6 protein-coding genes are annotated in these 11,380 nt (G+C 63.6%); 1 reads left to right on the top strand and 5 read right to left on the bottom strand.

Going from position 1 to position 11,380, the window contains the following annotated elements; translation table 11 throughout:
• Window positions 1-63: 63 nt before the first annotated feature.
• The 4 genes from ACK1U9_RS18340 to ppsA form a co-directional block, all read right to left on the bottom strand.
• On the bottom strand, window positions 64-1,059 hold the full coding sequence (locus ACK1U9_RS18340) for a zinc transporter ZntB (protein ID WP_025338285.1): 996 nt from the start codon (window positions 1,057-1,059) through the stop codon (window positions 64-66).
• A 27-nt stretch (window positions 1,060-1,086) separates the two neighbouring features.
• A complete protein-coding gene (gene rraA / locus ACK1U9_RS18335) occupies window positions 1,087-1,578 on the bottom strand; it encodes a ribonuclease E activity regulator RraA (RefSeq protein WP_021785500.1) in 492 nt (163 codons plus the stop codon).
• Window positions 1,579-1,797: 219 nt separating this feature from the next.
• Window positions 1,798-2,790, bottom strand: a complete 993-nt coding sequence (locus ACK1U9_RS18330; RefSeq protein ID WP_449110081.1) for an alpha/beta fold hydrolase — start codon at window positions 2,788-2,790, stop codon at window positions 1,798-1,800.
• A 102-nt stretch (window positions 2,791-2,892) separates the two neighbouring features.
• Window positions 2,893-5,268, bottom strand: coding sequence for a phosphoenolpyruvate synthase (ppsA, locus tag ACK1U9_RS18325; RefSeq protein WP_046616287.1), 2,376 nt, complete (start codon window positions 5,266-5,268; stop codon window positions 2,893-2,895).
• A 177-nt stretch (window positions 5,269-5,445) separates the two neighbouring features.
• Between ppsA and ppsR the strand changes: the two genes are divergently transcribed.
• Entirely contained in the window at window positions 5,446-6,264 is an 819-nt protein-coding gene (ppsR, locus tag ACK1U9_RS18320; protein ID WP_024086557.1) for a posphoenolpyruvate synthetase regulatory kinase/phosphorylase PpsR, read from the top strand.
• 167 nt (window positions 6,265-6,431) lie between these two features.
• On the opposite strand, the gene ACK1U9_RS18315 is transcribed toward ppsR, so the two are convergent.
• Window positions 6,432-11,297, bottom strand: coding sequence for an NAD-glutamate dehydrogenase (locus ACK1U9_RS18315; protein ID WP_108481446.1), 4,866 nt, complete (start codon window positions 11,295-11,297; stop codon window positions 6,432-6,434).
• Window positions 11,298-11,380 lie beyond the last annotated feature (83 nt).

The raw sequence follows: 11,380 nt of genomic DNA, 5'->3' as shown, positions 1-11,380 counted from the left end.
ACCTGTGATGCACCTGTGGGAGCTGGCTTGCCGGCGATAGGGCCGGTGCAGGTCAATGAGCATCTATACCCACCGCAACCGCCGGAACAGCCACCACTGCCCCACCGCCAGCCCCAGCACGACGATGCAGGCGAACAGGAAGCCATAGGGGTTTTCCGCCCCGGGGATGCCGCCGACATTGATGCCCAGCAGCCCGGTGATGAAGCTCATGGGCAGGAAGATGCAGGTGATGATGCCGAAGCGGTACATGGTGCGGTTCATGCGCTCGCTGCGCCGGCGATCCTGGCTCTCCAGCACCAGGGCGGCCCGCTCGCGGGCCAGTTCCAGCTCTTCGAGGTAGCGGATCAGACTGTTGTTCAGCTCGTTCCAGTAATCGGCGTCGGCATCGACGAACCAGCTCCATTTGCTGCGCGACAGCTGGGCGTAGATCTCCCGCTGCGGAGCCAGGAATCGCCGCAGGCCGGCGGCACGCCGGCGGATCTGCTGCAAGCAGCCGTTTTCCGGGGTGTACCGTTCGTCGGACTCGACCTTTTCTTCTTCCAGGTCGACCAGTTCGGACAGGTCGCTGACCAAGCCCTGGACCTTTTCGGTGAGCAGTTCGCCCATCAGCAGCAGCAGCTCGGACGCCGATTTCGGGCCCCTGCCCTCTTCGAGCTGCTGGAGAATCTCGTCACTGGCGCGCAACGGCCGCAGGCGCAGCGAAATGACCCGCTGCGCCTCGGCGAAGATGCGCACCGAGACCATGTCTTCGGGCTCTGCACCCGGGTTCAGGTTGACCCCACGCAGGAACAGCAACAACTGTTCATCGGCCATGGGCAGCAGGCGCGGCCGGGTGTTTTCCTCCAGCAGCAGCTCGCAGGCAAACGCGCTCAGGCCGCTGTCGTGCAGCAGCCAGGTACGGGTTTGCGGATGGCTGCGGTCCCAGTGCAGCCACAGGCTCTGCTCAGGTTGCAGCTGCAGGTCGTCCAGCTCGGTACGGGCAATCGAGCGCGCGCCACCTTTGCCATCGAGCACCAGGGCGTGTACCAGCCCCCACTGCGCGTTGTCTTCCTCGAACATCAAAGCTCCATCAGCGCGGGCGGCGCATCACTCCGGCATTTTCAGCGGGCTTGGCGAAACCAGCACGCCATTGTTGTCGGCATACACGTACTCGCCCGGGCGGAAGGTCACCCCGGCGAAGGTCACTGCCACGTTAAGGTCGCCGATGCCGCGCTTGTCGGTCTTCATCGGGTGGCTGGCCAGGGCCTGCACACCGACATCGGTCTGGATCAGCACGTCGACGTCACGCACGCAGCCGTAGATGACCAGGCCTTCCCAACCGTTCTTGGCAGCCTTCTCGGCGAGCATGTCGCCGAGCAATGCACGGCGCAGCGAGCCACCGCCGTCGACGACCAGGACCTTGCCCTTGCCATCGAGCTCGACCTGCTCCTTGACCAGCGAGTTGTCTTCGAAGCACTTGATGGTGACGATCTGGCCGCCGAACGAATCACGGCCGCCGAAATTGCTGAACATCGGTTCCAGCACCTGCACCAGGTCCGGGTAGGCATCACACAGGTCGGGCGTAACGTAATGCTGCATGGGAAGCTCCTGTCAGTCACAACGAAAGCGGGTATCGGCCAAGGCTACACCGTAGAGCCCATCGCAGTCATCCGGGACCAAGCAGTCAATTGTGTTTTGCCTGTACCGGCCCTTTCGCGGGTAAACCCGCTCCCACAGGGACCGCACTGCACTCGAGCCCTGTGGTATTCCTGTGGGAGCGGGTTTACCCGCGAAGAGGCCAGCACAGGCGCAACCCATTCAACCAACGGGCACAGGCTCCGCCACCACCGTGGATTCATGCACCGGCACCAGCGGATCCCGCAGCCAACGCTCCACCAGCGGCCACACCTGCACCTGCGCGGCCTTGCTCACCAGCATGTCGACATGCCCGAAAGCCTCGAACCCTTCCTCGGGGCCCAACCGCAAAAACTGCTTGCGCTCACCGCCCAATTGCTCGAACAGCTTGCGGCAGGCCCACACCGGGTCCTGGAAGTCCCCTGCACCAGCCACCGCCAGCAGCGGCACATCCACCTTGGCCAGCCCCGCCCACCAGTCGCTCTGCTTGTCGCCAAAGCGCCCGAACAGGCCATGCCAGCGCATGCTCTCCAGGGCCAGGCCGATCGGCTCATCCTCCGGCCCACGCTTGAAACGCGGCCCGGAGATCTGCCCCCAGCGCTTGAGCAGCAGCTTCGCCCCCCACGTCAGTGGCGGCACCTTCAGCGGCCAGTACACGCGGCTGATCTGGGTGCCGAACAGCGCCACGCTGGCCACCTGCTCGGCAGGCAGAAAGCCACCGCCCAGCGCTGCCGCCAGGGTCGTACCACCCAGGGAATGGCCGACCCAGTGCGGCGCCTGGCCCGATTGTTCACGCACGAACGCGGCAATCAGCGGCAGGTCATCGCGGGCATAGGCGGCAACGCTGTTGTGCTTCCAGTCATGGTTGCGCGGCGACAGGCCGTGGCCGCGCATTTCCGGGATCCATACATCGAAGCCGGCGCGGGCGAGATAGGCCCCCAGGCCAATCCCTTTGGGCGAGTACCAGAAGCGGCGGTTGGAGAAGCTACCGTGCAGGAGAATGACCGGCACGCCCTGGGCCTGGCCCTGATCGGCCAGCCCCAGGCGGGTGACAGCCAGCTCGACGCTGGGGTCAGGGCTGTTGCCGGCCTTGATCCGGTACACGTCTTCGCTGAGGTCGCCGCGGCGTTCGGCACTGAGCAAGGCGACGGGGAATAGAGTGCTGCTGCTTTGCATAAGGTTGCTTGGTGCACAAAAAAGGGCGGGATCCATTGCTGGAGCTCGCCCTGGAAAAAACCAGGCGGGGGTACGCCAGACGTACCCCCGCGTTTTACTGCATCAGACCGCGCCCTGCCCTTCGGCCAGGTAGAACCAGGTTTCGAGTACCGAGTCCGGGTTCAGCGACACACTGTCGATGCCCTGTTCCATCAGCCACTTGGCCAGGTCCGGGTGGTCCGACGGGCCCTGGCCGCAGATGCCGATGTACTTGCCAGCCTTGTTGCACGCGGCAATGGCGTTGGCCAGCAGCTTCTTCACCGCAGGGTTACGCTCGTCGAACAGGTGGGCGATGATGCCCGAATCACGGTCCAGGCCCAGGGTCAGCTGGGTCAGGTCGTTGGAGCCGATCGAGAAGCCGTCGAAGTATTCCAGGAACTCTTCGGCGAGGATGGCGTTGGACGGCAGTTCGCACATCATGATCACGCGCAGGCCGTTGTCACCACGGGCCAGGCCGTTTTCGGCGAGCAGGTCGACAACCTGGCTGGCTTCACCCAGGGTACGCACGAACGGCACCATGATCTCGACGTTGGTCAGGCCCATCTCGTTGCGCACGCGCTTGAGCGCACGGCACTCGAGCTCGAAGCAGTCACGGAACGATTCGCTGATGTAACGCGAAGCGCCACGGAAGCCCAGCATCGGGTTTTCTTCTTCCGGCTCGTACAGCTTGCCGCCGATCAAGTTGGCGTACTCGTTGGACTTGAAGTCCGACAGGCGCACGATGACCTTTTTCGGGTAGAAGGCCGCAGCCAGGGTGCTGATGCCTTCGACCAGCTTCTCGACATAGAAGCCGACCGGGTCGTTGTAGCCGGCGATGCGCTTGTCGACGCTGTCTTTCAGGTCGGCTGGCAGGCCGGCGTAGTTCAGCAGTGCCTTGGGGTGCACGCCGATCATGCGGTTGATGATGAACTCCAGGCGCGCCAGGCCGACACCGGCGTTGGGCAGCTGGGCGAAATCGAACGCACGATCCGGGTTGCCGACGTTCATCATGATCTTGAACGGCAGGTCGGGCATGGCGTCGACCGAGTTCTGCTTGACGTCGAAGCCCAGCTCGCCCTCGAAGATGAAGCCGGTGTCGCCTTCGGCACAGGACACGGTCACACCCTGGCCGTCTTTCAACACCTGGGTGGCATTGCCGCAACCGACCACCGCCGGAATGCCCAGCTCACGAGCGATGATCGCCGCGTGGCAGGTACGCCCGCCACGGTTGGTGACGATGGCGCTCGCGCGCTTCATCACCGGTTCCCAGTCCGGGTCGGTCATGTCGGAGACCAGCACATCGCCCGGCTGGACCTTGTCCATTTCCGATACGTCGTTGATCACGCGGACCTTGCCGGCGCCGATGCGCTGGCCAATGGCGCGGCCTTCGACCAGTACGGTGCCCTTCTCTTTCAGCAGGTAGCGTTCCATGACGTTGGCGCTGGAGCGGCTCTTCACCGTCTCGGGGCGCGCCTGGACGATATACAGCTTGCCGTCGTCACCGTCCTTGGCCCATTCGATGTCCATCGGGCGCTGGTAGTGCTGCTCGATGATCATGGCCTGCTTGGCCAGCTCGCTGACCTCGGCATCGGTCAGGCAGAAGCGCGCGCGCTCGGCGCGGTCCACTTCGACGGTCTTGACCGAACGGCCGGCCTTGGCTTCTTCGCCGTAGACCATCTTGATCGCCTTGCTGCCCAGGTTGCGGCGCAGGATAGCCGGGCGGCCTGCCTGCAGGGTGCTCTTGTGCACGTAGAATTCGTCAGGGTTGACCGCACCCTGCACCACGGTTTCGCCCAGGCCGTAGGCACCGGTGATGAACACCACGTCGCGGAAGCCCGACTCGGTGTCGAGGGTGAACATGACGCCGGCGGTGCCGGTTTCGGAGCGGACCATGCGCTGCACGCCGGCGGACAGGGCCACCAGCTTGTGGTCGAAGCCCTGGTGCACGCGGTAGGCGATGGCGCGGTCGTTGAACAGGGAGGCGAACACTTCCTTGGCCGCGCGGATCACGTTGTCGACGCCGCGGATGTTGAGGAAGGTTTCCTGCTGGCCGGCGAACGAGGCGTCCGGAAGGTCTTCGGCGGTGGCCGAGGAACGCACGGCGACGGCCATGTTTTCGTTGCCGGCGGCCATTTCGGCGAAGGCCGCACGGATTTCGCTGTCAAGACGCGGCGGGAAGTCGGCTTCCATGACCCACTGGCGAATCTGCGCACCAGTCTTGGTCAGGGCGTTGATGTCATCCACGTCGAGTGCGTCGAGCGCGGCGTGGATACGGTCGTTGAGACCACTCTGTTCGAGAAAATCGCGGTACGCCTGCGCCGTAGTGGCAAAGCCGCCCGGTACCGATACACCAGCACCTGCGAGGTTGCTGATCATCTCGCCCAGGGATGCGTTCTTGCCCCCCACATGCTCTACATCATGGACGCCGAGCTTATCGAGGGAAACTACGTACTCTACCAAGGTGATCTCTCCACTAACTGTATTGGAAAAGCTCAAGGGCGCCCGCCTGCCTTCGTTGACTTGGCCGGACGCTTGTGGCCTGTACCTGGAAAATAAGTGAGAATGCCGACAGCCGCATTCGGCAAACCGAACTTATCATATCCAAGAAACGTCATCAGCTTAAGGCCCAGATCGCAAATGAAACGAACCGCGTTCTTCATCTCCGACGGCACCGGCATCACTGCCGAAACCCTGGGCCAGAGTCTGCTCGCTCAATTCGAGAGCATTCCGTTCAATAAATTCACCCGTCCCTACATCGATTCGCCGGAAAAGGCACGGACCATGGTCCAGCAGATCAATGCCGCGGCCGAGCGCGATGGTGTACGCCCGATCATCTTCGACACCATCGTCAATCAGGACATCCGTGAGATCCTGGCTACCTCGAATGGCTTCATGATCGACATCTTTTCTTCGTTTTTGTCCCCGCTTGAACAGGAATTGACTGCCCATTCGTCGTATTCCGTCGGCAAGTCGCACTCGATCGGCGGCAATTCCAACTACATGGAACGCATCGAGGCGGTGAATTTCGCCCTGGACAACGACGATGGCGCGCGCACCCACTACTACGACAAGGCCGACCTGATCCTGGTAGGCGTATCGCGCTGCGGCAAGACCCCCACCTGCCTTTATATGGCCATGCAATTCGGCATCCGCGCCGCCAACTATCCGCTGACCGAGGACGACATGGAGCGCCTGCAGCTGCCGGCGGTGCTGAAAAAGCACCACAACAAGCTGTTCGGCCTGACCATCGACCCCGACCGCCTCACCGCCATCCGCCACGAGCGCAAGCCCAACAGCCGCTATTCCAGCTTTGCCCAGTGCGAGTTCGAAGTGCGCGAGGTGGAGAACCTGTTCCGCCGGGAGAACATTCCCAACATCAATTCCACGCATTTTTCGGTGGAGGAGATTTCGGCGAAGATTCTGGTGGAGAAAGGCGTGGAGCGCAGGTTCAAGTAAGCCTGTACCGGCCTCTTCGCGGGTAAACCCGCTCCCACAGGGACCTCACCGCACCCAAGGCTCGCCATACCTCTGTGGGAGCGGGTTCACCCGCGAAGAGGCCGGCCCAGGAATACAAAAAAGCCCCGGCATCACTGCCGGGGCTTTCTTCTACCGCCTCATGAAGCTCAGGACGGCACCACCGCCGCCTGCCCGCTCATGGCCAGGTCGACCAGCTCGCGGTTGGCCACCGCGTACATCGCATAGTCGGTACCGGTGGCATTGCGCAGGTCATCCAGCATGGCGCGCCAGCGTTCCACCATCACCCGGTGCTGCTCGGCCCACAGCGCCACGCGGGCGTCCATGTCTTCCGGCGCATCGGCCATCTGCAGTACCGAGATGGTGATCGCCCGCTGCTGCAGGTCGATGTCGTCGCGGAACGCCTCGCGGGCCAGCGCCTGCCAGTTGTTTTCCACCGGCAGGTTGCTGATTTCCTGCAAGTACCAGGTCAGGTCCAGCGCGCTGCCCACGGCGAAGAACGCCTTGGCCACCTGCGCCGGATCATGGCCAGTAACATCCGAGGCCTCGATGATCGGCAACAGGGTGTACAGGTGGGTAGTGCCAGCCACCATGCGCGCCAGCAACTCCGGTACACCAGCCTCGACGAAGCCCTGGTAGCGCACCATCCAGCGCTCGCGAGTCGGGCCTTCGAGCAACTCGTCGAGCTTGAGCCCCAGTTGCGCGATCTTCGGCCCGAAGTGCGCGGTGTCGCGCCCGGCGTCCTGCTCGTTGCGGCGGCTGCGCAGGAACCAGCGGGTGGCACGGCGGCCCAGGCGCATCAGTTCGTCCATCAGGGTCAGCTGGATTTCCGCCGGCACCTGGTAGTCCAGTGCCTCGATCTGGCGGAACCAGTGCGGCAGATGGAAGATATCGCGCACGATCACATAGGCTCCGGCCACGTTGGCCGGGCTCATGCCGGTCGACTCTTTCAGGCGCTGGACGAAGGTGATGCCCATGTTGTTGACCAGATCGTTGGCGATCTGGGTGCTGACGATTTCGCGCTTCAGGCGGTGGCGGCGCATGGAGTCGGCGAATTTGCTGACCAGCGACGGCGGGAAGGCGGTTTCCATGTCGCGGGTCAGGTAATCGTCGTCCGGCACCAGCGACTTGAGCAGCTGTTCCTTGAGGTCGATCTTGCTGTACGAGATCAGCACCGAAAGTTCGGCGCGGGTCAGGCCCTGGCCGGCGGCCAGGCGCTCGGCCAACTGCTCCTCGGACGGCAGGAACTCGATGGCGCGGTCCAGCTTGCCACGGGCCTCCAGGTCGGCCATCAGGCGCTTGTACTCGGCAATCCGCTCGCGGGCGCGGCGAGCCGCCAGTGACAACGCCTGGGTCTGCTTGTAGTTGTTGCCCAGCACCAGGCCGGCCACTTCGTCGGTCATGCTGCCCAGCAGCTGGTTACGCTGCTTCTCGGTCATGTCGCCACCCTGCACCACTTCGTTGAGCAGGATCTTGATGTTGACCTCGTGGTCGGAGCAGTCCACGCCGCCGGCGTTGTCGATGAAGTCGGTGTTGGTGGCGCCGCCATGCAGGCCGAACTCGACCCGGCCAAGCTGGGTCATGCCCAGGTTGCCGCCCTCGCCCACCACCTTGCAGCGCAGTTCGTTGCCATTGACCCGCAGCGCGTCGTTGGCCTTGTCGCCGACGTCGGCGTGGCTCTCGGTGCTGGCCTTGACGTAAGTACCGATGCCACCGTTCCACAGCAGGTCTACCGGTGCCTTGAGCAGAGCATTGAGCAGCTCGGTCGGGGTCAGGCGGTCGGCGTCGATGGCGAAGCGCTCTTTCATCTGCGGGCTGATGGCGATGCTCTTGGCACTGCGCGGGAAGATCCCGCCGCCTTCGGACATGATGCTGGTGTCGTAGTCGCTCCAGGCCGAACGCGGCAGGTCGAACAGGCGCTTGCGCTCGGCAAAGCTTGCGGCTGGCTCCGGGTTCGGGTCGATGAAGATGTGCAGGTGGTTGAAGGCAGCCACCAGCTGCAGCTTGTCGGACATCAGCAGGCCGTTGCCGAACACGTCGCCGGCCATGTCCCCGATGCCAATGACGGTGATCGGGTCTTCCTGCACATTGATGCCGCGCTCGCGGAAGTGGCGCTGCACGCCAACCCAGGCGCCGCGCGCGGTAATGCCCATCTTCTTGTGGTCGTAACCGGCCGAACCGCCCGAGGCGAAGGCATCGCCCAGCCAGAAGCCATAGTCGATGGCAATGCCGTTGGCGATGTCGGAGAAGGTCGCGGTGCCTTTGTCGGCCGCCACCACCAGGTACGGGTCGTCATCATCGTGGCGTACCACGTTGGCCGGCGGCACCACGCCACCGTCCTTGAGGTTGTCGGTGATGTCGAGCAGGCCGGAAATGAAGATGCGGTAGCACGCCACGCCTTCGGCCGCGATCTCGTCGCGGCTGCCGCCCAGCGGCAGGCGGCGCGGCAGGAAGCCGCCCTTGGCGCCGACCGGTACGATCACCGAGTTCTTCACCTGCTGGGCTTTAACCAGGCCCAGCACCTCGGTGCGGAAGTCTTCCTCGCGGTCGGACCAGCGCAAGCCGCCGCGGGCGACGTTGCCGAAGCGCAGGTGCACGCCCTCGACCCGTGGCGAGTAGACGAAGATCTCGAACTTGGGCACCGGCTTGGGCAGCTCGGGGATCAGCTTGGGGTTGAACTTGAAGCTGAAGTACGACTTGTTCTGGCCGTTGGCATCCGGCTGGTAGAAGTTGGTGCGCAGGGTGGCCTTGATGAGGTCCAGGTAGCGACGCAGGATGCGGTCTTCGTTGAGCACCTGCACGTCGTCCAGCGCTGTCAGGATGGCTTGTTCCAGGCGCAGTTGCTTGTCATCCAGGTCCTCCTGGGTGAGCTTGCGCGCAAGGTAGAAGCGGGTCTTGAACAACCGGGTCAGCTCGCGGGCGATGTCGGTGTGGTTGTTCAGGGTGCTGGCGATGTAGCCAAGGTCGAAGCCCAGTCGAATCTGCTTCAGGTAACGGGCATAGGCGCGCAACAGCGCCACATCGCGCCATGGCAGGCCGGCGGTGAGCACCAGGCGGTTGAAGGCGTCGTTCTCGGCATCGCCGCGGACGATGTGGATGAAGGCATCCTGCAGGGTGTCGTTGAGCTGCTGGATGTCCAGGCTCAGGCCTTCGCTGTAGGTGAAGGCGAAGTCGTGGATCCAGTAGCCGCGGCCACTGGCATGGCGCAGGCGGTACGGGAACTCGCCGAGTACGCGCAGGCCGAGGTTTTCCAGGATCGGCAGCACGTCGGACAGCGCCAGCGGGGTGTCGGCGTGGTACAGCTTGCAGTGCAGGGTACGCTCGCCGACCTGGGTCAGCGGCTGGTAGAAGCTCATCGCCAGCGGCTTGCTTTCCGACAGGTTCAGCACGTGCTGCAGGTCGACCACCGCCGAGTGCGCGGCGAAGCGCTCGCGGTAACCAGCCGGGAAACCTTTGGGGAAGTCGGCGAGGATATTGGTGCCCTGGGCTTCGCCGAAGTTTTCGACCACCAGCGCCGAGTAGTCGTCATGCCACGAGCGGCAGGCCTGGATCACTTCGCGTTCCAGCTGCTGCGGGTCGATGTCGATACGGTTTTTCGGGTCTACCCGCAGAATCAGCTGCACACGGGCCAGCACCGATTCGGAGAAGAAGGTCCAGAACTCGCAGTCGCTGGCCTTCAGGCGCTCCATCAGCACCTGCTGGATCTTCTGCCGCACTTCGGTGGAGTAGATTTCCCGCGGTACATAGGCCAGGCAGTAGCAGAAGCGGCCGTACGGGTCCTTGCGCAGGAACACGCGGATCTTGTTGCGTTCCTGGATCTGCACGATCGACATGACGGTGCTGAACAGCTCGTCGACCGGGGTCTGGAACAGGTCGTCGCGCGGCAGCACTTCCAGCACCTGGGCCAGTTCCTTGCCCAGGTGGGCCTTGGGATCGAAGCCCGAGCGGCGCTCGATTTCGGTGACCTTCTGCCGGATATAAGGGATGGCATGCACGCTTTCGCCGTACACCGACGAGGTATACAGGCCCATGAAGCGGTGTTCCTTGATCACCTTGCCGTCGGCGTCCAGCTGGCGGATCGACACGTAGTCCGGATAGGCCGGGCGGTGTACGCGGCTTGGCAGCGCGGCCTTGGCGAACGACAGCAGCAACGGTTCATTGAGGTAGGCCACGGCATAGTCTTCGATGCGCAGCTCGTCGCTCGTCAGGCCCACGCGCAAGCGGCGCGGCAGGCCGAGGAACGACTGCTCGTCGTAGACCATCTGGCCACCATCGGCATCGCCCTTGACAGTGAATTCTTCATAGCCCAGGAAGGTGAAGTGGTTGTCCAGCAGCCACTCGAGGAAAGCCTTGACCTCGCCCTTTTCGTTCTGCGCCGGGCCAAAGGCGGTTTGCTCCACCTCCGCCACCACTTCACGCAGCTTGGCCTTCATCGGTTCGAAGTCGGCCACCACCACCCGCACCTCGGCCAGCACCTGCTCGATCTCGCGGGCCAGTACCGTCAGCTCGGCGGCGTTGGCGCAACGGTCGATCTCCAGGTACATCAGCGACTCATGACGTACGCCCTCGCCCTGGGTGCCCTTGGGCAGCAGTTCAAGCAGCTCGCCCTTGGCGCCGCGGCGCACGCTGAGCACGGTGGTCTGCAGGGTGTGGATGCTGTAGCCGCGGCGGTTGAGCTCGGTGCGTACCGAGTCGACCAGGAACGGCAGGTCGTGGTGCAGCACTTCGACCACGCTGTGGGTCGATTGCCAGCCATTGCGTTCGTAATCGGGGTTGTACACCCGTACTTGCGGGTATTCGGGGTCGAAACGCTCGATGATGCGCCAGGCTGACAGGGTGCAGCCGGCCAGGTCGGAAAGCCTGCGTTGCGTGAGTTCGTCCAGAGAGATGATGCCGAAGAATTGCTCGGCGAACAGCGCGACTTGTGGCAGGGACTGTTCGCTGATGTGCTGCGCCAGGGCCGCTTGCAGTTGATGCTGGAAGTCGGCTTTGCTGGCTGCGGTGAAGAACGCCATCTGTGGTACTCCGCTTGGGCTTTGTAATAGTTGAAGCGTCGCTGCGTGCGCCGTGTACGGATCAACGATAGCCAACCCGTGGC

The organism is Pseudomonas sp. XP1, assembly GCF_053557675.1.
The sequence above is the reverse complement of the archived record's forward strand: the minus strand, read 5'-3'. Positions and strand labels throughout refer to the sequence as shown.

Bases quoted from the DNA above. Each gene is read 5' to 3' on its own strand.
- ACK1U9_RS18330 (WP_449110081.1), bottom strand. From the start codon at position 2,790: ATGCAAAGCAGCAGCACTCTATTCCCCGTCGCCTTGCTCAGTGCCGAA.
- ACK1U9_RS18315 (WP_108481446.1), bottom strand. From the start codon at position 11,297: ATGGCGTTCTTCACCGCAGCCAGCAAAGCCGACTTCCAGCATCAACTG.
- ppsR (WP_024086557.1), top strand. From the start codon at position 5,446: ATGAAACGAACCGCGTTCTTCATCTCCGACGGCACCGGCATCACTGCC.
- ACK1U9_RS18340 (WP_025338285.1), bottom strand. From the start codon at position 1,059: ATGTTCGAGGAAGACAACGCGCAGTGGGGGCTGGTACACGCCCTGGTG.
- rraA (WP_021785500.1), bottom strand. From the start codon at position 1,578: ATGCAGCATTACGTTACGCCCGACCTGTGTGATGCCTACCCGGACCTG.